This is a genomic window from Candidatus Nitrotoga arctica (assembly GCF_918378365.1).
In the GTDB taxonomy this organism is placed as follows: Bacteria; Pseudomonadota; Gammaproteobacteria; order Burkholderiales; family Gallionellaceae; genus Nitrotoga; species Nitrotoga arctica.
The window spans coordinates 498439-522853 of record NZ_OU912926.1; the positions used below are offsets into that span (position 1 = coordinate 498439).

22 protein-coding genes and 5 pseudogenes are annotated in these 24415 nt (G+C 53.0%); 15 read left to right on the top strand and 12 right to left on the bottom strand.

What is annotated here, in order from left to right:
• The first annotated feature begins 89 nt into the window (after positions 1 to 89).
• The 3 genes and pseudogenes from traG to trbB all read left to right on the top strand — a co-directional run bounded on the left by traG (position 90) and on the right by trbB (position 3494).
• Positions 90 to 1633 (top strand): annotated as a pseudogene (traG, locus tag MKZ32_RS02365) (IncP-type conjugal transfer protein TraG).
• A complete protein-coding gene (locus tag MKZ32_RS02370) occupies positions 1630 to 2124 on the top strand; it encodes a CopG family transcriptional regulator (protein WP_239795803.1) in 495 nt (164 codons plus the stop codon). Before traG ends, MKZ32_RS02370 begins: the two are co-directional and overlap by 4 nt.
• On the top strand, positions 2121 to 3494 hold the full coding sequence (gene trbB / locus MKZ32_RS02375) for a P-type conjugative transfer ATPase TrbB (RefSeq protein ID WP_478210029.1): 1374 nt from the start codon (positions 2121 to 2123) through the stop codon (positions 3492 to 3494). The genes MKZ32_RS02370 and trbB overlap by 4 nt, the downstream gene beginning before the upstream one ends.
• Before the next feature lie 35 nt (positions 3495 to 3529).
• On the opposite strand, the gene MKZ32_RS15815 is transcribed toward trbB, so the two are convergent.
• Positions 3530 to 3775, bottom strand: a complete 246-nt coding sequence (locus MKZ32_RS15815) for a hypothetical protein (protein WP_478210030.1) — start codon at positions 3773 to 3775, stop codon at positions 3530 to 3532.
• On the opposite strand from MKZ32_RS15815, the gene MKZ32_RS02390 reads away from it, so the two are divergent.
• Positions 3774 to 5429, top strand: coding sequence for a VirB4 family type IV secretion/conjugal transfer ATPase (locus tag MKZ32_RS02390; protein WP_478210031.1), 1656 nt, complete (start codon positions 3774 to 3776; stop codon positions 5427 to 5429). The two genes, MKZ32_RS15815 and MKZ32_RS02390, sit on opposite strands and share 2 nt — an antisense overlap.
• Before the next feature lie 138 nt (positions 5430 to 5567).
• Here MKZ32_RS02390 and MKZ32_RS02395 read toward each other — a convergent pair whose 3' ends face one another.
• Together MKZ32_RS02395 and MKZ32_RS02400 are read right to left on the bottom strand one after the other, a co-directional pair.
• On the bottom strand, positions 5568 to 6224 hold the full coding sequence (locus tag MKZ32_RS02395; protein WP_239795804.1) for an acetyltransferase: 657 nt from the start codon (positions 6222 to 6224) through the stop codon (positions 5568 to 5570).
• 130 nt (positions 6225 to 6354) lie between these two features.
• Entirely contained in the window at positions 6355 to 7296 is a 942-nt protein-coding gene (locus tag MKZ32_RS02400; RefSeq protein WP_239795805.1) for a methyltransferase domain-containing protein, read from the bottom strand.
• A 27-nt stretch (positions 7297 to 7323) separates the two neighbouring features.
• Between MKZ32_RS02400 and MKZ32_RS02405 the strand changes: the two are divergent.
• The 3 genes and pseudogenes from MKZ32_RS02405 to MKZ32_RS02415 all read left to right on the top strand — a co-directional run.
• Positions 7324 to 7767: pseudogene (locus MKZ32_RS02405) on the top strand (IS110 family transposase); the annotation flags it as partial.
• Between the two features lie 336 nt (positions 7768 to 8103).
• A pseudogene (locus tag MKZ32_RS02410) lies at positions 8104 to 8476 on the top strand (IS6 family transposase); the annotation flags it as partial.
• Between the two features lie 86 nt (positions 8477 to 8562).
• Positions 8563 to 9876, top strand: coding sequence for a glycosyltransferase family 2 protein (locus MKZ32_RS02415; protein ID WP_239795806.1), 1314 nt, complete (start codon positions 8563 to 8565; stop codon positions 9874 to 9876).
• A 158-nt stretch (positions 9877 to 10034) separates the two neighbouring features.
• Here the strand turns inward: MKZ32_RS02415 and MKZ32_RS15600 are convergent, their stop codons facing one another.
• Complete coding sequence (locus MKZ32_RS15600) at positions 10035 to 10124, bottom strand: hypothetical protein (protein WP_420887752.1); 90 nt, start codon at positions 10122 to 10124, stop codon at positions 10035 to 10037.
• A gap of 35 nt (positions 10125 to 10159) precedes the next feature.
• Complete coding sequence (locus MKZ32_RS15360) at positions 10160 to 10378, bottom strand: ATP-binding protein (RefSeq protein WP_420887713.1); 219 nt, start codon at positions 10376 to 10378, stop codon at positions 10160 to 10162.
• A gap of 35 nt (positions 10379 to 10413) precedes the next feature.
• On the opposite strand from MKZ32_RS15360, the pseudogene MKZ32_RS02425 reads away from it, so the two are divergent.
• A pseudogene (locus MKZ32_RS02425) lies at positions 10414 to 10749 on the top strand (IS110 family transposase); the annotation flags it as partial.
• A gap of 6 nt (positions 10750 to 10755) precedes the next feature.
• Positions 10756 to 11091: pseudogene (locus MKZ32_RS02430) on the top strand (transposase); the annotation flags it as partial.
• Here MKZ32_RS02430 and MKZ32_RS02435 read toward each other — a convergent pair.
• On the bottom strand, positions 11078 to 11302 hold the full coding sequence (locus MKZ32_RS02435; RefSeq protein WP_239795807.1) for a hypothetical protein: 225 nt from the start codon (positions 11300 to 11302) through the stop codon (positions 11078 to 11080). The pseudogene MKZ32_RS02430 and the gene MKZ32_RS02435 sit on opposite strands and share 14 nt — an antisense overlap.
• A 17-nt stretch (positions 11303 to 11319) precedes the next feature.
• On the opposite strand from MKZ32_RS02435, the gene MKZ32_RS02440 reads away from it, so the two are divergent.
• A complete protein-coding gene (locus MKZ32_RS02440; protein WP_239795808.1) occupies positions 11320 to 11994 on the top strand; it encodes a DEAD/DEAH box helicase in 675 nt (224 codons plus the stop codon).
• A 405-nt stretch (positions 11995 to 12399) separates the two neighbouring features.
• On the opposite strand, the gene guaA is transcribed toward MKZ32_RS02440, so the two are convergent.
• The 6 genes from guaA to MKZ32_RS02470 all read right to left on the bottom strand — a co-directional run bounded on the left by guaA (position 12400) and on the right by MKZ32_RS02470 (position 18822).
• On the bottom strand, positions 12400 to 13965 hold the full coding sequence (guaA, locus tag MKZ32_RS02445; protein ID WP_239795809.1) for a glutamine-hydrolyzing GMP synthase: 1566 nt from the start codon (positions 13963 to 13965) through the stop codon (positions 12400 to 12402).
• A 155-nt stretch (positions 13966 to 14120) separates the two neighbouring features.
• Positions 14121 to 15581, bottom strand: coding sequence for an IMP dehydrogenase (gene guaB / locus MKZ32_RS02450; RefSeq protein WP_239795810.1), 1461 nt, complete (start codon positions 15579 to 15581; stop codon positions 14121 to 14123).
• Between the two features lie 243 nt (positions 15582 to 15824).
• On the bottom strand, positions 15825 to 16742 hold the full coding sequence (locus MKZ32_RS02455; protein ID WP_239795811.1) for an alpha/beta fold hydrolase: 918 nt from the start codon (positions 16740 to 16742) through the stop codon (positions 15825 to 15827).
• 41 nt (positions 16743 to 16783) lie between these two features.
• Entirely contained in the window at positions 16784 to 17281 is a 498-nt protein-coding gene (locus MKZ32_RS02460) for a hypothetical protein (protein ID WP_239795812.1), read from the bottom strand.
• A 394-nt stretch (positions 17282 to 17675) separates the two neighbouring features.
• Positions 17676 to 18134, bottom strand: coding sequence for an Lcl C-terminal domain-containing protein (locus MKZ32_RS02465; RefSeq protein WP_239795813.1), 459 nt, complete (start codon positions 18132 to 18134; stop codon positions 17676 to 17678).
• Positions 18135 to 18336: 202 nt separating this feature from the next.
• Positions 18337 to 18822: an Lcl C-terminal domain-containing protein gene (locus MKZ32_RS02470; protein ID WP_239795814.1), complete on the bottom strand. Its 486-nt coding sequence runs from the start codon at positions 18820 to 18822 to the stop codon at positions 18337 to 18339.
• A gap of 374 nt (positions 18823 to 19196) precedes the next feature.
• On the opposite strand from MKZ32_RS02470, the gene MKZ32_RS02475 reads away from it, so the two are divergent.
• The 5 genes from MKZ32_RS02475 (at position 19197) to MKZ32_RS02495 (ending at position 24407) form a co-directional block, all read left to right on the top strand.
• Positions 19197 to 19580 (top strand): VOC family protein, encoded by a 384-nt coding sequence (locus MKZ32_RS02475; RefSeq protein WP_239795815.1) that lies wholly within the window; start codon positions 19197 to 19199, stop codon positions 19578 to 19580.
• Between the two features lie 81 nt (positions 19581 to 19661).
• The gene (locus MKZ32_RS02480) at positions 19662 to 20522 is read left to right on the top strand and encodes a PA4780 family RIO1-like protein kinase (RefSeq protein WP_239795816.1); all 861 of its coding nucleotides are present in this window, start codon (positions 19662 to 19664) and stop codon (positions 20520 to 20522) included.
• A 75-nt stretch (positions 20523 to 20597) separates the two neighbouring features.
• Positions 20598 to 22502, top strand: a complete 1905-nt coding sequence (gene htpG / locus MKZ32_RS02485) for a molecular chaperone HtpG (protein ID WP_239795817.1) — start codon at positions 20598 to 20600, stop codon at positions 22500 to 22502.
• 227 nt (positions 22503 to 22729) lie between these two features.
• Positions 22730 to 23980 (top strand): YfiM family lipoprotein, encoded by a 1251-nt coding sequence (locus tag MKZ32_RS02490; protein ID WP_239795818.1) that lies wholly within the window; start codon positions 22730 to 22732, stop codon positions 23978 to 23980.
• A gap of 16 nt (positions 23981 to 23996) precedes the next feature.
• Entirely contained in the window at positions 23997 to 24407 is a 411-nt protein-coding gene (locus tag MKZ32_RS02495; protein ID WP_239795819.1) for an HIT family protein, read from the top strand.
• Positions 24408 to 24415 lie beyond the last annotated feature (8 nt).

Consider the following 24415-nt stretch of genomic DNA (forward strand, 5'->3'; position numbering starts at 1 on the left):
TCCGCCGTTCCGGGCTGAACGGCCCTGCCGGCGTTTTACTGGGCCGCAAAGATGGCGAGTACCTGCGCTACGAAGGTCCCGAGCATGTGATGGCCTTCACGCCCACCCGCTCAGGCAAGGGTGTCGACCTGGTAGTGCCAACACTACTGTCGTGGCCCGGCTCGGCCGTCATCCACGACATCAAGGGTGAGAACTGGAACTTGACCGCCGGTTGGCGCGCACGCTTCTCGCATTGCCTGCTGTTCAATCCGACTGACGCACGCTCGGCTGCCTATAACCCGCTGCTCGAAGTGCGGCGCGGCATGCACGAGGTGCGCGACGTGCAGAACATCGCCGACATTTTGGTCGATCCCGAAGGTGCGCTGGAGCGGCGCAACCATTGGGAAAAAACTTCGCACGACTGCTGGTTGGCGCGATCCTGCATGTGCTCTACGCCAGCGAGGACAAGACGCTGCGCGGCGTCGCCAATTTTTTGTCCGATCCGGCCTGCCCGTTCGAGGTGACGCTGCACCGGATGATGACGACCCGACATCTGGGCGAAACAACGCACCCGGTTGTCGCGTCGGCGGCGCGCGAGGCGCTCAACAAGAGCGACAACGAGCGATCCGGTGTGCTATCCACCGCGATGAGTTTCTTGGGCCTATACCGTGATCCTACCGTGGCCGAAGTCACCTCACGCTGCGACTGGCGTATCGCCGACTTGATTGATGCCGATCACCCGGTGTCGCTGTACCTGGTGGTGCCGCCCTCGGACATCAGCCGTACCAAGCCGCTGATCCGCCTGATTCTCAACCAGATCGGCCGACGCCTCACCGAGTCACTCGATGGTTCAGATGGCATTGCCCGTCGCCACAAGTTGCTGCTGATGCTCGACGAGTTCCCGGCACTGGGTCGGCTCGACTTCTTCGAGAGCGCGCTAGCCTTCATGGCCGGCTACGGCCTGCGTGCCTTCCTGATCGCGCAGTCGCTCAACCAGATCGACAAGGCCTATGGCCAAAATCATTCGATCCTCGACAACTGCCATGTGCGCATCGCGTTTGCCACTAACGACGAGCGCACCGCCAAGCGTATTTCTGAAGCATTGGGCACCGCAACCGAATTGCGCGCGCAGCGTAACTACGCGGGTCACCGATTGGCCCCGTGGCTCGGTCACTTGATGGTGTCGCGGCAGGAGACGGCACGACCACTGCTAACACCCGGCGAGGTCATGCAACTGCCGCTCGACGACGAAGTGGTTATGGTGTCTGGTCATCCACCGATCAAGGCGCAAAAAATTCGCTACTACCTGGATGCGAATTTCAAGACGCGCATACAGGCGCCGCCGCCATTACTGCTTGGGCACTACGCCGATGCACCACCATTGCGGCCGGACGATTGGACCGGACTGGCCATCCCCGCTGCACCGATTCTCGGCTTGGTCTTCCCCGCACACGGCGAGGCCACCGACGACGGCGGGCATCAGCAGCAGCCGGAACTGGCCGAAGTCGTGTTCACGCCAGAGTCCGAACACGCGGTGGATGACCTGGGCCTGCTCGATGACGACGACTTGCCGTTGCCCACCCAGCTCGATCCACGCCTGCAACGCACGGCGCGGCTGGCCGCCCTTGACCCTGATGACGGGATATCCCTATGAGCCAAGGATATTCACGTAAGCGCCTGAACCTTTTCATTGAGCACGAGCACGCCAAGCGGCTCGACGAGCTGGCGGCCATGAAGGGCTTGTCCAAGTCCTCGATCATCGCCGCGGCGCTGGCCTCGTTCCTGTCACCCGACTCCGGCGATCAGCGCGAAGCGGCTATCGCCAAGCGGTTGGATCGGCTATCCCGCCAGCTCGACAAGTTGGAACGCGACCAGAACATCCTGATCGAGACGCTGGCCCTCTATGTGCGCTACTTCCTGACCGTCAGCACCCCGGTGCCGGAAGCGCATCAGGAAGCGGCACGCGCTCAGGGCCGCGCACGCTTCGAGCAGTTTATTGAACAACTTGGCCGCCATCTGCTGCGCGGGCGCAGCCTGGTCAAGGACGTGGTCGAGGAAATCCAGCCCGACTCCAGACAGTTCTTCGGCCAGCAGGAAAACATTCACGCCGTAGCGCCTGCCGATGAACCGGGAGCGGCGCCATGAGCAGCGGGCCACGCGATCAGAGCTTGTCGGCCTCGCTGGCACTGGAACGTCGCGTGCGCATGCTGCGCACGGCGATGGGGCCGGACATCGCCAAGGCTTTAAACGACCCCGACGTGGTGGAAGTCATGCTCAACCCCGACGGTTCGCTGTGGGTGGATCGACTGGGCAGCGGGCGCGAACCACTGGGTATCAGCCTCACGCCCGCCGATGGCGAACGCATCATCCGGCTGGTCGCGGCCCATGTGCATGCCGAAGTGCATGCGGGCAAACCGCTGCTATCCGCCGAACTGCCCGAAACGGGCGAACGTTTCGAGGGCGCGTTACCGCCCGTGACGCCGGGGCCGGTCTTCGCGCTGCGCAAGCGCGCGGTCGGCCTGATCCGACTCGACACCTACGTGGCCGACGGCATCCTGACCGAGGCTCAGGCGGAATTCCTGCGGACAGCTGTGCGCGAGCGCCAGAACATCCTGATCGCGGGTGGCACCAGCACCGGCAAGACCACGCTGGCCAATGCCCTGCTCGACGAAATCGCTGCGACCGGCGACCGCGTGATCGTGCTCGAAGACACGGTGGAGCTGCAATGTACGGCACGCGACCACGTCCCGCTGCGCACTCGCGCGGGCATCGTGACCATGGCCGAGCTGGTGCGCTCGACCCTGCGGCTGCGGCCGGACCGCATCGTCGTGGGTGAGGTGCGCGGCGCCGAAGCGCTCGATCTGCTCAAGGCTTGGGGCACCGGCCATCCGGGAGGCATCGCGACCGTCCATGCCGGTTCCGCAGCGGGCGCGTTGCTGCGACTGGAACAACTGATTCTCGAAGTCGCCGTGACCGCACCACGCGGCCCTGATCGCCGAGGCCGTGAACGTCATCGTCTATATCGCCGGTCGCGGCCATGCGCGCCGCGTGCAGGAAATCGTCCGTGTTACCGGCTTCGACAGCCACGGCTACCAGCTCAGCACCGAACTGATGCCTTCCGTCCCTTTACTTTCATCAACTCCCGGAGAACCGTCATGACACCTTTGCACACTTCCGTAAATCCGCTTCCGCACAACGCCCGGCTTCAGGTCGGTATGCAGATCATCACCATGGCGGCGCTGCTGCTGTGCGTGGCGCTGCCTGCGCACGCTGCGGGGTCGAACATGCCGTGGGAAGCACCGTTGCAATCCGTGCTGGAGTCGATCCAGGGACCGGTGGCCCGCATCATCGCGGTGATCGTCATCATTACCACCGGCCTGACACTGGCCTTTGGCGACTCCAGCGGCGGCTTTCGCAAGCTGGTGCAGATCGTCTTCGGCCTGTCGATCGCGTTCGCCGCGTCCTCGTTCTTCCTGACCTTCTTCAGCTTCGCGGGCGGAGCGGTGATCGCATGAACGCGCTGCCTGCTGACGCACCTGGCTTTGAAGTGTCACTGCATCGTTCGTTGACCGAACCCATTTTGCTGGGTGGCGCGCCGCGCACCGTGGCGATTGCCAACGGCACGCTGGCCGCTGCGGTCGGTCTTGGGTTGCAGCTCTGGTTGCCTGGCATGGCGCTGTGGATTGTTGGGCACTCGCTGGCGGTCTGGGGCGCGCGGCTGGATGCGCAGTTCATGGCGGTTTTCGCGCGACACATCAAACACCGCACGTTGTTGGACGTATGAGGCAAAGACCATGATGCACCTTGCCGAATACCACAAACGTCCCGCTCTGCTGGCAGACTGGTTGCCCTGGGCTGGGCTGGTTGCGCCGGGTGTCGTGCTCAACAAGGACGGCTCGTTCCAGCGCACGGCGCGGTTTCGCGGGCCAGACCTGGACAGTGCGACACAGGGTGAACTGATCGCCACGTCAGCGCGCTTGAACAACGCGCTGCGTCGGCTCGGTTCCGGCTGGGCCTTGTTCGTGGAGGCCGAACGGCGCGAAGCGGCGGACTACCCAGAATCGGTATTTCCCGAGCCACTGTCGTGGCTGGTCGATGAAGAGCGCCGCGCCGTTTTTGAAGAAGCCGATAGCCACTTCGAGAGCACGTACCACCTGACGCTGCTGTACCTGCCGCCCGAGGAATCAACGGCTCGCGCCGCCAAGCTACTGTACGAGAACACCAAGGTCGAAGGCGTGGATTGGCGCGAACGACTGGAGGGCTTCGTGTCGGAGACCGAACGCTTCTTCGGTTTGCTCGAAGGGGTGATGCCGGAGATCGCCTGGCTCGACGATGGCCAGACCTTGACCTACCTGCATACCTGCGTGTCCACGCGCCGACATTCGGTGGCCGTGCCAGAGGTGCCGATGCACCTTGATGCGCTGCTGGCCGACGAACCGCTGACGGGTGGGCTTGCACCGATGCTCGGGAGCCAACACCTGCGCGTGGTGTCGGTGCGTGGCTTCCCCACCTCGACCTGGCCTGGCCTGCTCGACGACCTCAACCGCCTGGGCTTTGCCTACCGCTGGAGCACACGCTTCCTGTGCCTGGACAAGGCCGAGGCCGAGCGCGAGTTGGGTCGGCTGCGCCGCCAGTGGTTCGCCAAGCGCAAGAACATCGTCGCGCTGCTGCGCGAAACCATCTTTCAACAGGAAAGCCCGCTGGTGGATTCCGATGCCTCGAACAAGGCGGCGGATGCCGATGCAGCTCTGCAGGAACTGGGCAGTGACCAAGTGTCGTTCGGCTATGTCACCGCAACCGTGACGGTACTTGATACCGATGCCACGGCCGCCGACGAGAAGTTACGCGCAGTGGAGCGGACTATCCAGGGCCGCGGTTTTGTGACGATCCCCGAAACTTTGAACGCGGTCGATGCCTGGCTGTCGTCGATTCCGGGGCACGCCTACGCCAACGTGCGCCAGCCCATTGTCTCAACCTTGAATCTGGCCCACATGCTGCCGGTGTCGGCAGTGTGGGCCGGGCAAGAGCGCAATGCACATCTTGACGGCCCGCCGCTGATCGTGACCCGCACCGATGGCGCGACGCCGTTCCGGCTGGTCACGCACATCGGCGACGTGGGCAACACGCTGGTGGTCGGCCCCATCGGCATGGGCAAGTCGGTGCTGCTCGCGACGCTGGCATTGCAGTTCCGCCGCTATGCCGGATCGCGCATCATCGCGTTCGACATGGGGCGTTCGATTCGCGCTACCGTGCTCGGACTCGGTGGCGAGCATTACAATCTTGTCCCGCCTCTGGTCGGCGGCAAACAGGTCTTTTTTGATCGCGCTTCGGAGTTTCATCGGCATGGGGTAGGACTCGAGTTCAGACAGGTGAATTTTATCAAAGGGCTTCATGAAAAAGGGGTTTTTCGGGGTGCCCTGCTGTATATCGTGTTAGGGTTCTCTGTTTAATTTGACACCTCCGTTTTAAGTTTATCAAAACGTTCGTGTCCACTTTTTTCAACTTACCTCAGAGCTTGGTTCGAGGAGTTATGGGCTAACGCCGGCATCCGACCGTGCTGCCCGTTCAGATGAAAATCGGCTAATGGATTATTTGAGTTTAACCATCCTACCAGGGTTGCCAACTATCACCGCATTGTCAGGTACATCCTTGTTTACAACAGTATTAGCACCTACCGATACGTTTTGTCCTATAGTTACCGAAGGAAATACAACTGCGCCTGGTCCAAAAAAAGACCCGTCACCAATGCGAACCTTACCTCCAATATGTACTCCAGGTGAAAACTGGACATAATCACCAATAAAGCTCTCATGTCCCACACTAGTCTGGGGCTGGATAATTGCGTTAAAACCTACACTGCATTCAGCGCCGATTATGCTAAAAGCATGAATAAAAGTGCCCTCGCCCACTATTGCATCCTTCATTACACACGCACTTGGATGCATGATGCTCACCAATGAAAATCCTGATTTTCGCATACTTACAGCAATCTCAGCTCTCACGATATTGTCGCCAACCGCTACAAACCCTTTAACAATGCCTCTACCTTGAAGAATTGAGAATGCACTACGATTGCCAAGGATCTCATAGCCGAGGACTCTTTTTTCATCTGGCAGATTACAATCATCAACCACAAGTCCAGACAGTCGCCATTTTCCCTCACATTCCAGCACCCCTATCACAGTCTTAGCGTGTCCACCGGTACCGAAAATTATTATATTGTCTAGATTTATCCCTGATTTCACCGTAAATACCCCTCATCCTTTGATGACAAATACATATAACAGATATGGTAAGTCGCAGTAATTTGACCCGAATCTGCGTTCGTGAACCTACATGAATACTGCCGGTACATCTCTTGAAGAACATCTCGGCTCAGCGGGCGTTTGTTGTCAGTAGAGTTAACTGCGCCGGAATCCTGAATAGATCTAAGAAGGCACGTACGTCGCCGAAATATTGCTCGATATCTTCCTGGACAATTTCTGCTTTTGGAAAGCTAGTACACAACTTATGAATGGGGTAAATATCAACTACATGATCTACCTTTTCACGCCCTGTGACAGCATAAGCCATATCGAATGACTCCCTGAGCTCAAGAAACGTATGTTCCCCGAAGGTAGCTATTGCGAGTAAGCATTCATTAGCGAGGAGACGGTATGCATGACCTAGCGTTTCTTCGATATTCTCGAACCACTGGACCGTTGCATTTGAAATAATCAGCTCAAATGGTTCACTCAGATCACAAATATAATCTTCTGCATCAGCCAGAATAACATCTACATTAGGACAATTTGCTCGAACCGCATCTACCATTTGTGAAGAAATATCTACTGCAGTAATTTTCGCATTTGGAAAAATTTCAATGATTTTTCGGGTTAGTCGTCCTGTTCCACAGCCCAGCTCTAGGATCCTTTTAGGCTCACCAGCAAGAAAATGTTTACGAACTCGCTCTATCAGGGCTTGAGCCATCCGCTGCTGAATAGGGGTGGCTACATCATAGCTATTAACCCTAGATCCAAAGCGAGATGCAATTAGTTTTTTGTCAATATTGGGCACGGCAAAATTAAAAGGGTGGTTAGCGAAGTAATCGGTCCGCAGCCGCAAATCGCGCTGAAGAAACACATGATGGCTGCGTTGTGGCACAGTGGAATGCGGCGCTGCGGAAAACCGATATAGCAATGGTGCATATTGCCCGCGGGTTAGCGTGGTACTGGGTAACGTCATCGACATTGGTGAATCGCGCTGGCGGTATCTAGCCGCTCGCACGATATCCCGTTTAAGAGAGTGAGCAAGACGACGCACCCGATGCGGCGCCACATTCCTATTTGAATGATGGAGTAAATCATGGCACAACGCAATCGCACCCTTAACCTCAGACCTGCCAAGTCCAGAGCCGCCCTGACGATCACCCACCCCAACGCCGCCGGTATCGACATCGGCAGCGCCTCCCACTTTGTGGACGTACCGCCTGGCCGGGATGACGAATCAGTGCGCGAATTTCCCAGCTTCACGGTCGACCTCAACGCCTTGGCCAACTGGCTCAAGGCTTGCGGCGTCAACAAGGTTGCGATGGAATCCACCGGCGTGTACTGGATCCCCTTGTTCGAGCTGTTGGAGTCGCGCGGTTTCACCGTGCTGCTCGCCAACGCGCGGCATGTGAAAAACGTCTCGGGCCGCAAGTCCGACGTGCTGAACTGCCGGTGGCTGCAGCAGCTCATGACCTACGGCCTGCTCAGTGGGGCGTTTCGCCCAGCTGAGATGGTGTGTGCGTTGCGCGCGCTGTGGCGCTCGGAACAGGCTGCCTAATATACTCATAAAAAATCAACCGATTAGGAGGTATTTCTTAAGAGCTGGTAGATATTATAGTTCCCATCAATGAGACGGGATTAAAGGAGAATTTTCTGCATGCTGTAGAAAGGATTGGGGCGGTAGCTTCCCAAGTGCCCAGCGTGGGGGATCTCCGTTGTAAAGTTTGATCCATTCCTTTGTGATTTTCCGGACTTGCTCCAGGTCATCAAAGAGGCGCTGTATGCGCTGCTGCAATACTGACTTTCACGGTCAGAGGGTTCTGCCGAATTAGCAAGCTCCTGCCAAGGATTCTACTATAATGGCGGTTTGTTATCGATGGATGAGACGTACATCAAAGTGAGTGGTCAGTGGACGTACCTATATCGGGCGGTTGTTGATAAGGAAGGGAGTACTATCGATTTTCTGCTGCTGGCCAAGCGAGACAACGTAGCAGCGACAAGCTTCTTCGAAAATGTGATGAGCGAGAACGGAGATCCAGAGAAAGTTACGGTGGACAAGAGTGGCCCCAACAAAACGGCCATTGATGGGATCAACAAGGATCGTGACATACCCATCGAGGTTCGTCAGATCAAGTATCTCAACAACATCGTTGAGCAAGACCATCGAGCGATAAAACGGATCACAAAGTCCATGCTGGGTTTTAAATCCTTCCCATGTGTTGGCCGGGATTGAACTGATGCACACGATCCCGTTCGAGAGCCTCACAGTACGCACGGCAAATCATGGCGACATGCGTTCGCGGACGACGTACGGCGAGTGGATGCGGGAGCACACTTGTTGTCGGACGAAAGTATGCGCCAAAAAGTAGGCGTGCTGCTGAAAGCGCGGCGTTCTGATCTGCTGGATATCAGCGCCCGGACCGATGCGCAAGCGTCATTTGAGCCCGGGGGAAATTTGCCGTTTAATGATCGCAGTGTAGAAGGCGTGTGCTTGGGCGACGCGGCGGCGACTCTGTCGGTACGCGATCAGATTCAGCTTTTAATGCAATGCCGACGTGTATTAATACCCGGTGGCGTTGTGCTTTGCGCCGAAGATGATGCTGCTACGACGTATGCCTCGCTGGCGCGCTGGGCCGAGTTGGTCGGTATGGTCGATCTGGCTGCGCCGCGCACAGGTCAAGGCTGGCAAAAGCGCGAGGCAAGCACAGATACGTTGCCGCTGGTTTCCATTCTGATTCCCTCGTGGAACCCGCGATATTTTCTGGAATGTCTGGACAGTGCAATCGCGCAAACCTACCAACACATCGAGATCATCATTTGCGACGACTGCGAGAGCGATGCGATCGCACAGCTCGTTGCATCCCGGACGAGTCAAGCGACGATCCAGTATGTCAAGAACCCAGAGCGATTGCATGCACGCAAGAACTATGAAAAGTGCCTGTCTTTGGCGCGCGGTGAGTACGTCAAATTCTTGAACGACGATGATGTGCTGGCGCCAGAATGTGTCGCAACCTTGCTGGGCGCATTTTTAAATGTGCCTGATCTGGTGCTGGCAACATCACATCGCTGGCGCATCAATACGAGCTCGCAGGTGATCGGAGACATGCCGGCAACGCGCCTTGCCGTGAATCGAGACCTGGTGATTGATGGGGTTACGCTCGCCAACGCGCTGATCATGCATGGATTGAACTTCATCGGGGAGCCCAGCACCGCGATGTTCCGCCGCCGCGACTTTGAGAAGCGGCCGCACCTCGACGCGGAGCGCACGTTTCACTTCAATGGCGAAGAGTCACTCGGTGCTATCGATTTCGCCATGTGGTCACGATTACTGGTGCAAGGCAACGCGGCGTTCTTCCGCAAGCGGCTAAGTCGCTTTCGCATTCACGACGCACAAGCGCAAGCGCAGCCGGATGTGGTGGTCCTCTCGATCGTGGGCATTCGCGGTTTGCAGAAACAATGGGTCGATCTCGGAATGTTTAGGCGCTTCCCCCCTCACTTGTTGCTGTGTCAGCCGTTGACCCGAAGCGAAGTGAAAGCCAACGATTGGCGGGTCGAGGCCGTTCGCTCGCTCCGTTCCTCCCCGATACCCCCCGAGGAGGCGATTCGGGTATGGAGGGCAACTCGACGGCATACGTTCGAGGCGGCGTGAACAATGGTTTTATTGGACAAAAAACGATTGACCAGAACCTTTACCCCTACTCCTGCCTATTCCACGCAATTCGGCCACCCATTCCACGACGATTCGGCCACCTGTTCCACGAGTATACGGCCGGGTCAGTCGGAGCGAAGCAACGCAAGATTTTCATGTTACGGTGTTGGCCTGTCGGTTATCAATTTTTTTCTCTCATTGCGCATGGATTTGCCGCTCAAATTGATTTTGTATGCGTTGTGCACCACACGGTCCAGGATGGCATCTGCCAACGTTGGATCGCCTATCGCCTCATGGACAAGTGGCAACTGGTAGTGCCGGTGATCACCGTCGCTTGCAGGTTGTAACGGTCATCCAGTATTTCCAGTAAATCACGCCTGTTTTGATCGGTTAGCACTGCAAGCCCCCATTCATCCATCACCAGCACGTCGGTCTTGGCCATTTGCCACATCATCTTGGCGTAGCGACCATCAGCGCGACCCATATCCAGATATTGAAACAAGCGCGTCAGCCTGACGTAATACGAGATGTATTCGTCGCCTCGATGTGGTGGTCAGTGATCTGCACGGTCAGTTGGCACGCGCCATGGTCAAGGCCATCATCGCCGGCCAGCAGCCTCAGGAGGTGCTCAAGCTCGCAAGTCAGCGACTCAAGGCCACTCGTGAAGAGCTATTCGATGCGCTGCAAGGCGAGCTTACCGATAACCATCGTTTCGTCCTCGACGAAATCATGCTTCATATCGAGTGGATCGAAGCCTGCATCGCTCGCTTTGATGCTCGATTGCTTGAGGAATTGCAGGGCGAGCACAACAAACTGGTCTTGCTGCAAACCTTGACCGACGTCGATCTGATCGGAGCGGCCATGCTGCTGGTGTAATTCGACATGCACGCGCCCAAGGCGAGTGATCGTGCAGAGGTTGCACAGTGGCGCGCGCGTATGGCGACAGAGGAAGCTAAAGAGATTTACAAGCTTCGCGCAGCAACGGCTGAATGTGTGAACGCGCAAGCACGCAATCGCGGTTTGGTGCTGTTGCCGGTGCGGGGCAGAGCGAAGGTCAAGTGCATCGCGCTGTGGTTTGCGCGGGCACACAACTTCATGCGCATGGTAAAACTGGCACCGCAATTATTGGGTATAGGCGCAGGTGCGTCCGCAATTCCTGCAATGACAGGATATGGAGAAAACGAGCTAAAAACGAGGAAACTTAACTTGAATTAGAGCAAGAAAAGTTTTCTTTTACAAAAACCGGCAAAATTTTTTTGATAATGGTTTTACTGGCAAAGACTTCATCTGAGGGTGGTGCCGAAAATATTTGATTAGTTCTCAGGCTCTGAGTTCGGATGAGAAGGTTGCGCTCTTCATGCGGCTCTTCCGTGGTGCTGCGGCTGCAATGGTTGCGAGATGCGGGGTGAGTACGCTCTGTCGGCATTTTCCTTCGAGGGAATATTGAAACGCGTCAAGGCCAAGTATGTGCTCGGGCTGACCGCCACACCAATCAAGCGTGATTGCAGACAGCCAACCACCCCCCTGCAGTGCGGGCCCATTCGATATACCGCAGCCAAGCCGAAAGGTATGCCGCAGCTGCCGAAGGTGATCCCGAAAATGTTGCCTGCGCCAATCGACCTCCCGCAAGATGTTGCTATTCAGGATGTGTTCCGGCATCTGGCCATCAATACGCAGTGCACCAAATTTATTGCAACCACTATTTCGCAAGCCTACCAAGAAGGGCGCAAGGTATTGGTGTTGACAGAGCGCGCCGATCATCTCAATTCCATAGCCAGAACTTGGCTGGTGTTGTGGATTATCTATTTGTCCTTCATGGGCGGATGCCGAAAAAAACAGCGTATACAAATCATTCAGCAACTGAACGAGCTTTCCCCGGATGTGCCACGAGTATTGTTGGTTACTGGCAAGCTGGTGGGAGAAGGTTTCGATCACCCACCACTCGATACCTTGGTTCTGTCCATGCCGATTTCGTGGAAAGGGACGCTGCAACAATATGCTGGCCGTTTACATCGAGAACACGCATCCAAAATAGACGTGCGCATCTATGACTACGTCGATGCGGGGCATCCTGTGCTGATAGGCGCCAGCGTGGATACAAAGCGATGGGATATGTAATTGGAGAGTAAAGTGGGTTGGATACCCACATCGAACAAGCAGCATCTATTTGGCGGAGTGATGTTTTCACGATACCGTTGATTGGATAAACGAGCATTGAATTTCGCACAAGAACTACCCGTTCATATCAAAAAGATCAACAATCGTTTATCACTTCCGCTATCGCGGCTTCCCAAGCTTATGCTACTCGATACCATCAGCAGTAAAAACGGTATCGATGGTATCGGACAAAATGCAAAACGGAAACCATTTTGGTACCATCAAAAAAAACCATTACCAAGGGTATGCTACCCCACGAACAATGTATTTACTGGAGCTACAGCATATTTCAGCTCATTGATAACTTGGAATAAAATATCAATAAGCTGAAATTTATCGTTTAATAACAAGCAATTATTAATCAACCTACTCCCACTCAATAGTAGCAGGCGGTTTTCCAGAAATATCATAAACCACTCGGTTGATGCCTCGCACTTCGTTGATGATGCGGTTAGAAATTTTGGCCAGCAAGGCATGCGGCAATTCTGCCCAATGTGCGGTCATAAAGTCCTGTGTTTGCACAGCACGCAGCGCCACCACCCATTCATAAGTTCGGCCATCGCCCATCACGCCCACTGATTTTACCGGCAGGAATACAACAAATGCCTGCGCGGTTTTCTCATACCAGCCGGACGTATGTAGCTCTTCAATGAAAATTGCATCAGCACGACGCAACAAGTCAGCGTACTCTCGCTTGACTTCGCCGAGGATGCGTACACCCAACCCTGGCCCCGGGAATGGGTGGCGGTACACCATGTCACGCGGCAAGCCGAGCGCCACGCCGAGTTCGCGCACTTCGTCCTTGAACAGTTCGCGCAACGGTTCCAGCAGCTTAAGATGCAAGGTATCCGGCAAGCCGCCAACGTTGTGGTGCGATTTGATGGCGTGTGCCTTTTTTGTTTTGGCGCCAGCCGATTCGATCACGTCAGGATAAATGGTGCCTTGCGCCAGCCATTTAGCCTGTGGCAATTTGGCGGCTTCGCGCTGGAATACTTCGACAAATTCGCGCCCAATAATTTTGCGTTTTTGCTCTGGATCAGACACGCCTGCCAAATGTTTCATGAATTCCACGCCAGCATCCACGTGGATAACTTTCACGCCCAAATTTTTAGCAAAAGTTTCCATAACCTGCTTCGCTTCATTCAAGCGCAACAGGCCATTGTCCACAAATACGCAGGTAAGTTGGGTGCCGATGGCACGATGCAACAATGCGGCTGCCACAGAAGAATCCACTCCGCCGGACAGGCCAAGGATGACTTCTTCCTGACCGACTTGGCCGCGGATTTTTTCTATCGCCTCACCGATGTAATCGGGCATATTCCAGTCCTGCCCGCAACCGCAAATATCATGCACAAAGCGGCTGATTATCGCTTTTCCTTGCGGAGTGTGGGTCACTTCCGGATGAAATTGTACGGAGTAGAAACGACGTGCTTCGTCGGCCATACCGGCAATCTGCGTGATTGTATTGGAAGCAATTACCATGAAACCCGGCGGCAGCAAAGTAACCTTGTCGCCGTGGCTCATCCACACATCCAGCAAGCCGTGGCCTGCCTCGTTGTTACGATCCTGAATATCGCGAAATAATTTTGAATGGCCGCGTGCACGAATTTCCGCATAACCAAATTCGCGCACCAAGCCGATTTCTACTTCTCCACCCAATTGCGCGGCCATGGTTTGCATACCGTAGCAAATACCCAGCACCGGTACGTCCAGTTCAAATACCACTTGCGGTGCACGCGGAGCGTCACCTTCCGTCACTGAATTAGGGCCGCCCGAAAGAATGATGCCAGCCGGATTGAAATTACGAATGAATTCATCACCTACGTCGAATGGATGCAGCTCGCAGTAAACATGAGATTCGCGCACGCAGCGCGCTATGAGTTGGCTGTATTGCGAACCAAAATCGAGGATCAGAATTTTTTGGTGGGACATAAATTATCAGAGGTAGGTTATAAGGGTAAATTATTAATTTATTGTTGGGTGCGGCGATTATTGCTAGCCCACAGGCAGTTCGATTGGACTCTACCAAATTTTCAGCTTACGGTGTTCAGCCCTCTTTACCTTAGCTAATAAAGAATCACTAACAACTAATCAATATGGTAATTCGGTGCTTCCTTGGTGATCTGTACGTCGTGGACATGCGATTCACGGATACCGGCAGACGTGATTTGTACAAACTCAGCCTGGGTGTGCATGGTGGCGACATCCGGGCAGCCCAGATAGCCCATACTGGCACGTAAACCGCCCATTAGTTGGTGGATTACCGCCAGCACGCTGCCCTTGTAAGGCACGCGCCCTTCCACTCCCTCAGGCACCAATTTTTCTTGATTGGCTTCGCTATCCTGAAAATAACGATCACTGGAACCCTGCTGCATCGCACCTATACTGCCCATGCCGCGATAGGATTTATAGGAACGGCCCTGGAACAGCTCCACCTCACCGGGCGCTTCTTCTGTCCCTGCAAACAGACCACCCAACATCACGACGTGCGCACCTGCCGCAATCGCCTTGGCGATGTCGCCGGAATAGCGCACTCCACCGTCTGCAATGAGTGCTATACCGGAACCTTGCAATGCGTCCGCCACATTCTGGATAGCCGATATTTGCGGCACGCCTATACCCGCGACCATGCGCGTAGTACAAATAGAGCCGGGGCCAATCCCTACTTTAACGCCGTCTGCGCCATGATCCACAAGGGCCTTGGCAGCGGCGGCAGTAGCAATATTCCCGCCAATCACATCCACGTTCGGAAAATTCTTCTTCACCCACTTAACACGGTCCAGCACGCCCTGCGCATGGCCGTGTGCGGTGTCCACTATGAGTACATCCACTCCGGCTTCTACCAATAGGGTAGCGCGTTCGTCCGTGCCTTCGCCCACTCCGATCGCGGCACCAACACGCAAACGCCCCAGTTCATCTTTACACGCCAGCGGATGTTCGCTGGATTTGAGAATATCCTTTACAGTAAATAGGCCACACAGCTCAAACGCATCATTCACTACCAGTACACGTTCAATACGATGCTTATGCATCAACCCGCGCGCCTCGTCCCGACTGGCGTTTTCCTTTACCGTGATCAGCCGATCTCGCGGCGTCATGATATTTTGGATAGGTTGATCAAGGTTACTTTCGAAACGCAAATCGCGGTTAGTCACAATCCCGACGACCTGCTTACCCTGCACCACTGGTAATCCGGAAATATTATGCTGGCGAATGAGGTTCAGCACATCGCGCACTGTCATCCCGGATGTGACGGTGATGGGATCTTTCACCATCCCACTTTCAAAACGCTTAACCTTGGATATCTCAGCGGCCTGCATCTTAGCGGTCATATTTTTGTGTACGATGCCAATCCCCCCCTCCTGCGCCAAGGCTATTGCCAGACGCGCCTCGGTAACAGTATCCATGGCAGCGGATAGCAGAGGAATATTCAAGGTGATGTTGCGGGTAAGCTGAGTACGCAAACTGACATCACGCGGCAATACATTGGAGTGCGCCGGAATCAGCAAGACATCGTCAAAAGTTAGTCCTTTTTGGGTGATACGCATAATAGATCAACCTCAACAAAAATTTACCGGTGGATTAACATTTTATAGGTTTTTACCACTAGCAACTTCAATTTGTGCAAATGAATAATTGCCGTTATCTCGGAATCTTGTACACAGATATGTCATCAGCTAGCGTATTTTCAGTTCCACACGGCTAATCGATTTCTGCAGCACCGTTTAATATGCCGCGAAAAAACTCTCAGCTGACCGCATGATGTGCGGCGTGATTAACGACAAGGGCTATTAATCTGTCTTTTCAGGATTACGCAGGAAAGATTCCACTACAGGCAGGAGTACCTGCGGCCGCTCTTCCGCTGGGGAATGGCCGCTATCCTCGATCACAAACAGCCGTGAACCGGGGATCGCCTGGTGGAGTCGCTCGCCGACGCTGACCGGGACAATCCTGTCCTGCCTACCCCAAACGATGAGAGTCGGCACCCGAAGGCTTGGATACTGTAGAGAAAGGTCTTCCAGGTCCGGCGGCTGAATCTGGCGCGCGCTGGTTACTGCGGCATGGCGCCCCTCAGGTGTCTTCAACACCTTGGCGTAAGCCTTAACCGCATCTTCGGGCACTGCCGAATTTTCCGCATACACTAATTTCATCACCTCTCGAATTTGAATTTCAGGCGGAATCAATCTCACGGCCAACGGCCCAAGTACAGGGGTTGCAAGTAAACGAATGAACATGGGCATTTGCTGCGGGTACGCAATACCGTCGATCAACACCAAGCCTCTCTGTCGATCAGGGGCCGATTGTTGCAGGTAGAGCGAAGCCACCAGCGCAATACCGCCGCCGAGGGAGTGCCCCACAATCGTTACCTCTTTCAGATCGTTATCCACTACGTAATCGCGGATCAACCGTGCTTGTTCGTAGACCGAATAACGCTCGTCGTCCGGTTTTGGAGAGTCGCCAAAACCCTTCAGGTCAATTGCGATCACCCGGTTTTGTTGAGCCAGTGCAGGAGCCAGATGACGCCAAACATAGACGCTGTTGCCGAAGCCGTGAATTAGCAATACGGGCTTACCCGAACCTGACGCCTCCACGTGCAAATCAATGCGCGGCTCGCCTTTCAAAGTTACCGGGTAATCTCGCCAAGCAGGCGTGCTTTTGTCAAGGACAGCACAGCCGGAGTTAATTGCTAACACAATGCCGCCAAACATTGTCATAAACCATCGTGTAGCCGCTAAAATAAAACCTGATCTCATTTTGGCAAGACCCAATCGCCTAGCTTAAACAGAAATAGATAGACATCGAAAAACATGCCTACGGCGAACGCGAAGAGCGAGAAGAGCGGCAGTGATGCGGTGATCCAGCTAATCCGACGCACTCTCCGCATAAAATCGGCGTCGCCTGAATTCAGGTAGGTTGGAATGCACACGACCGCGAAGGAAACTATGGCGAGAAACAGACAGAGTCCAAGGGAAAGCGGAAGTAGGTTGGAAAAATACAAATCAATCGGCTGAAGTTCTTTCCCGTAACAACATGCCTGGCACTGATCGAGTACTTTGGCCGGTGCAGCCACAAAATCTCCCGCTGCATTTGTCAGCTTCCCCGCAAAGGCCTTCTTGCACTCAATAAACACCATGATCTGATCCCGCTTGGCATTGATCATCTGATAGGACTGCAGAACGATACTGACAGCTCCCCACAGGGCGCCCAGCAGGATCAGTGGCAGCCCCAAAATGGGCATATCTTTCATATTTTTTTTACGGGATGAGTGGCACTGACCAGTCGATACAACTGCCAAGCTAAGGTGCAGAACAGCCGAAGGTCAAGGCACATCGCAAGGACTCCAACAAAGGTTGAAAAGAAATTAAGGGCGGTATGTTTTAGAGATCGTTAATTCACTCATTTTTCTGAAATTTTTTCCATGCCCGTCATCGAGCACATCTTTCACTTTCATGAATATCGAAATGTCCCGCTTAGTTAAAGCCACGGCTTATATCTTTAAAGATACAAAAATCGTTTAGATACAAACCGTGGCATTGAACGTTCTTATAAGAAATTAATTGAATTTAATTCGAGATGCAATGGTTGTATTCCATAGCCGATATGACTTGATATTTCCTGATCTCAACATTTAGAAACTGCTGTTAACTGGAACGCACTAATCTTACGTGATTAGGAATAGCGCTGTATTCGCTAAACACCTTGCCAACATAGAAACTGACAAACCAGGATAAGGCGCCGTCTGGCGAAGCTGTAAAAAAAGGTGATCCTGGCGTTCCGGGAAAGATGGCTGTGTCAATCGACGGATCTCTACGGCTCATATCCACGATGCTCGACAGCTCTTCTACTTTAGGCAAGCGCCAAGCTTTGCGCGTGGCCTTCGCTTCGCTTTTAGCCAATGCCAACGCATCTTCCAAATTATATACACCAGGAATCCCAGTGCAGCCATCAATACTTGCTGTCATACCTTCTGGGCAACGTCGCCAGATCAGGCCCGTTTTATTGTCTGTAACTTCAGTACCATCCTCAGAAATGATAAATCGTGCTGGCGGCTGCTCATCTGGATTGTCTGCCTGCGGCTGGTTATCAGTTTCATTCTGCATATTTGATCTTCTTTCTATCAGTTAGTTATCAGTTAACAGGGATTACCTGCGCTTTGCAAAAAATATTAATAATCACTACAACGATTTAACTACGCTGTGCTCTATAAAATAACGCGTAGTTGTAAAATAATTACGATATCTTGTCAATCTTGGATTCTACTCTAGAGTAGCTTCGTTCCGCACTTTCCTCCAACGCTGTGCATCACTGACCAGAACGCACTAAGCGTACCTGAAGCTTACCGCCACAGACGTAAGTGTTCATGAAGCCACCATAAAACATGACATACCAAGCCTTTAACGGATTATTCTCCACTGGCGTGGCCGACCAAAAAGGCGTTGCAGGTGTCCCGGGAAAGGCGTGCGTATCAATTGCCGGATTTCCGAGACTGGCATCTACAATGCTCGAAAGTTCTTTTACATTGGGAAGACGCCATGACTTACCGCTAGCCAACGCTACATCGTTGGCCAAGGCCACCGACTGATCCCAAGTATAAGCGGCTGCAACCCCGCTACAACCACTGCTGCTGAACGTCATACCTTCTGGACAACGTCGCCAGATCAGGCCGGTTTTACTATCGGCGACTTCGTTACCATCCGCTGATATGGAATATCGGGCCTGAATTTGTGCGTCTGAATTGCCTGGCACGGCTGGTATATCTGCCAACGGCTGGGGAGTGCCGGTTTTCATGATAATGCTCTCCTTAGGATTAATTAAATTTAGCTCGTTGTACCTATATCAATCCAGTAAAAATTTATCAAGGCAGTAAAAATTTATAGATGGCCAAGATTTTATTCCATTAGTTTGACCTGTGCATAAAACAGACAATGTAACTGCAATATTTTATATAATGTTTTTTTATACAAAGACACAATTGTTAAAGCATCAACATCTTGCCCATATCAAATTTTTTACCGACATAGTTTCATTTCTATCCTCTAACCGGCATCTTGATAGATGACTGATCGTCTTTTTATTTTGATCTATTGCACATAATATACTGAATAAAAATGACAGTATCCCTCTTTAGACATTATGCATAATGCAGGACGCCACTAAAACTTATGCAAATCACTCACCTGCTACATGCCACTTTTTTGGTGGCAGACCTGAATAGGGCACGCATTTTTTATGAAAATATTCTGGGACTGGTACCTGACAGCAAGCGCCCAGAGATGAGTTTCCCCGGCGTGTGGTATAACGTGGGCGTACATCAGCAAATCCATCTCATGCAACTTCCTAATCCGGAAGCGAGCCTGCAGCGTCCAGCGCACGGAGGACGCGACCGCCATATAGCCCTGTCGGTAAGCAATCTGAATGCGTTGATGCAAAAATTGGATTCAGCCACGATAAGCTACACGATAAGTATGTCAGGCCGCCCTGCCTTATTCTGCCGCGACCCGGATGATAATGCATTGGAATTTATTGAACACAAGCCATCCCTTTGAAATTTAAGGTTAGCAAATCCGCTCTGTTTAAAACACTATATAGTTTATTGTAAAATACGCTCTTGGTAACACCTTGATCACATGAAAACTCCAAAAAGAATTGAGCCGCTCATCCAGGATGGCATCGTTGACAAGGTAGACCGTCAGCTCATGAGCGGCAAAGAAGCCAATGTCTATATTGTGATCTGTGGAGACAATATCCGCTGCGCCAAAGTTTATAAAGAAGCTAACAAGCGCAGCTTCCATCAAGCCGTTCACTACACGGAAGGCCGCAAGGTAAAAAACAGCCGTATGGCCCGTGCCATGGAAAAAGGCACTCGCTATGGGCGTAAAGAGCGGGAAGCCGCCTGGCAAAATGCCGAGGTCGACGCTTTGTACAAACTTGCCGCTGCAGGCGTGCGTGTTCCGCATCCCTATGGATTTTACGAGGGGGTGTTGCTGATGGAATTGGTGTCCGACGCGAATGGCGAGCCCGCTCCGCGACTCAATGATCTAGTTCTTACTGCTGAGCTTGCACGACAATATCACCAAATTTTGATCAGGCAAGTCGTGCGCATGCTGTGTGCTGGTATCGTTCACGGCGACCTTTCCGAGTACAACGTCCTCGTCGATAGCAATGGGCCCGTCATCATCGACTTGCCACAAGCAATCGATGCTGCCGCAAACAACAATGCCTGCAAAATGCTGGAGCGAGACGTCGATAATCTGGCAATCTACTTCGGCCAATTCGCCCCCGAACTACGTTCTTCCGATTATGGCAAAGAAATCTGGTCGCTCTATGAGAGCGGTGAACTACACCCTAAAATCGAACTGACGGGCAAATTTCAACGCAGCGAAAAGCAAGCTGACGTCGGCGCTGTAATGCGGGAAATTGATGCCGCTCGCGATGCCGACACTGCACGGCGACTCTTGCGACAAGCTGCGAAAGCAGATGGCAGATGAAATATCCCCTCTTGAAAATCCTGAGACTACCCCAACCTATGCGTGCGTCCTGTCTAAAAAATAACGGAGAGAGTAATGACCGATAATGTAACCAGCAACCGTGAAACCATGGGCTTTCAGGCCGAGGTAAAGCAACTACTACAATTGATGATTCATTCGCTATATTCGAATCGAGAAATTTTCCTGCGTGAGCTGATATCCAATGCGTCCGATGCCTGCGACAAGCTGCGCTTCGAAGGACTGCATAATTCAGCATTGTTTGAGAATGATTCCGAGCTGACTATCCATGTCAGCTACGATAAAGAGGCTAAAACGCTGACCATTAGCGACAATGGCATTGGTATGAGTCGCGACGAGGTCATCAACAATCTCGGCACGATTGCCAAATCCGGTACGCGCGAATTCTTTACACAGCTTTCTGGAGACCAGCAGAAAGATGCAAGCCTTATCGGTCAATTTGGCGTGGGGTTTTATTCGGCTTTTATCGTCGCCGACAAGGTCAGCGTGTTAACGCGCCGTGCCGGTGAGAAAATCGATCAAGGTGTAAGCTGGGAATCCGACGGTGGCGGAGAATTTGCCATTGAGATGGTCGAGCGAGCCCCACGTGGTACTGCTATTACCCTGCATCTGCGCGAAGGGCAGGAAGACCTGCTAAATGGCACAAAGTTGCGCACCATTATCCACAAGTATTCTGACCATATCGTTCAGCCTATCTTAATGAATAAGGAGGAATGGAAAGACAACGCACAGCAGGTGCTGGACGAAGAAGAGACAATCAATCAAGCTTTTGCGCTGTGGGCACGCCCCAAAACCGAGATCAGCGATGATGAGTACAAAGGTTTTTACAAACATGTAGGCCATGACTACGAGGACCCGCTGGCATGGACTCATGCGCGCGTAGAGGGACGTCAGGAATACACTTTGTTGCTATATATACCGGCCAGGGCACCCTTTGATCTATGGGAGCGCGATGCGAGTCACGGCATTAAACTGTATGTGCGCCGCGTCTTCATCATGGACGATGCCACCCAACTAATGCCGCATTACCTGCGCTTTGTGCGCGGTGTGGTTGATACCAATGATCTTCCGCTCAACGTATCACGCGAAATTCTGCAAGAATCGAAAGACATCGAAGCAATCCGTTCTGGCTGCACGAAGAAAGTGATTGGCCTGCTGGAAGATATGGCCGTTAAGGACCCAGAGAAATATACCAAATTCTGGGATGTATTTGGCCGCGTGCTGAAGGAAGGAGTGGGCGAAGACTTTGCTAACAAAGACAAGATCGCTGGCTTGATGCGCCTCGCCTCTACTCATACTAATTCGCCCGGAGAAACCGTTTCTCTGGCCGATTACATTAGTCGCATGAAGGAGGGTCAGGACAAGATTTATTACATCACTGCTGATACTTTTAATGCCGCGAAAAATAGTCCGCATTTGGAAGTATTTCGCAAGAAAGACATAGAAGTGCTGTTGCTGACTGATCACGTAGATGAATGGGTGGTGAGTAATTTATCCGCATTCGAGGGTAAGCCGTTGGTATCTGTTGCGAAAGGAGGGCTGGATCTCGGCAAGCTCGAAGACGAGGCAGAGAAACAGGAACAGGAAAAAGATGCCGGAGCATTCAAGGAGCTGACCGACAAGATTAAAGCCAGCCTTAGCGAGCGTGTTAAAGAGGTACGTGTGACTCACCGCCTGACCGATTCGCCAGCCTGCCTAGTGGCGGATGTTCATGACATCAACGCCAATCTGGCTCGTCTATTGAAGGCATCAGGACAGAAAGCGCCAGTGTCACAACCTATCCTCGAAATTAACCCCAGGCATCCGGTTGTGTTACGCCTGCAAGCCGAAGAGAACAAATTTGATGACTGGGCCTCGGTATTATTTGACCAAGCCTTACTGGCCGAGGGGGGTCAGCTTGACGATCCGGCCAGCTTCGTGAAACGTATTAATCAGCTGATGCTGGAGATGAGCAGCAGCTGACTCTGAATCGCTGGTTGGCAGGGTATGCTTGCGCGTCCTACCCTGCCAACCGAACGGCCAAGCACTAAGCATTTGCAAAACTTGGCAACATTACTGTTGCTAATCCGCCATTGTTATACAAGTTAGATCGGTACCCCGGATGCATTGATATTAAAATAATGCGACTGTGGTACCGATTTAACCTGGAGCGGATTTTTGCATTTTTGTAACAGCGTAAAAATAAACAAATGCGGACTATATTAATACTGTTCATCGTTATCGGGTTAGCGCTGCTATCTGCAATTTATTTAAGTATCGAAAAACAACCGCTCACCACAGGTATTGCCCAATTTACGCCAGCTCATATCGACCGCGCCAAAAACATCCTGTCTCGTAACGATCCGCGTAGAATGAAATCAGGAGTATTGCGCACCATTACTATTAGTCAAGAAGATCTCGACCTTGTAGTCAACTATCTTGCCAACAGCTACGGCAAGGGCAGCTCCAATATAGATTTACAGCAAGGCATGGCCAGAGTACGCGCAACTCTCGAATTGTCGCCCAATCCAATCGGGCGCTATCTCAATATCGACGCCAAACTTCGCGAAACGAAAGCACTCCCACGATTTGAATATCTCCACATTGGTAAGTTACCGGTGCCCGCGTTTGTTGCGGACTGGCTACTACAGTTCGGCATTAAGCAGTTACAAGCCAACAAGGACTACGGGGCAGCTGCCGATATCATCAAGAATGTGAGCACAAGCGATGACATGCTGCGTATCGTCTTCGAATGGAACGACGCGCTGCCCAATCAACTGAAGGCCTTGCTGGTGCCGCCCAAGGAGCAGGAGCGACTGAAGGCATATCAAGAGCGACTGGTCGAACTGACCGGCAAACCTGGTTCAAAACGCAGCCTGCGGTTAAATGAACTGATGCGGATGCTGTTCGAACTCGCCACGCAACGCACAAACAACGGCGGCGATCCAGCAGCGGAAAATCGTGCCGCGATCATCGTTATGGCGTTTTATGTAAACGGCAAAGGGCTTGGTGCCATTATTCCGGCTGCCATACAATGGCCCAAGCCGACTTCGCGCATTGTGACCCTGGGCGGACGCGGAGACTTCTCTCAGCATTTCACGATTTCTGCGGCACTTGCCGCTACTGCTGGCAGCCCGCTGTCGGATGTTATCGGCTTATACAAAGAAATCACGGATTCTCACGGTGGCAGCGGCTTCAGCTTCAATGACATCGCCGCTGATCGTGCCGGCACACGTTTAGGCGAACTTGCCACAACAAGTAACAATGGCGCGCAGAAAGTGCAGCGGCAATTTAATGCGGGTTTGCGTGAATCCGACATCATGCCGGAAGTGAAGGATTTACCGGAGTTTATGCAAGAAATCGAATTCAAACGCCGCTATGGCAGCATTGGCAGCCCGGCTTATATAAAAATGACCAACGAAATCGAGCGACGCATCGCCGTACTGCCTCTATATCGCTGACAATACGCACGAAAAAATGATGAGTTGCGAACTCTGTAAAACAACGAGCGAAACACTATTATGGCGCAGCGAGCTTTGTCGCGTGGTGCTGATTGAGGATGCCGATTATCCCGGATTCTGTCGCGTAATATGGAACCGCCACGTCAAGGAAATGACAGACTTGAATAATGAAGAACAGCATGCTCTCATGAATGTGGTATTTGCCATGGAAAGCGCGCTACGTGAAGTGATGCAGCCCGACAAAATTAACCTTGCCAGCCTCGGCAACCTGACACCGCACTTGCACTGGCACATCATTCCGCGCTATGCCCTCGACAAACACTTCCCCAACCCAATCTGGGGCACACCTCAACGTGCATGCATTCCAAAGCCACCGTTAGATTGGCAGGCTCGACTCGCAAAGAGCATATGTCAACGACTTCAATAACAACGAGC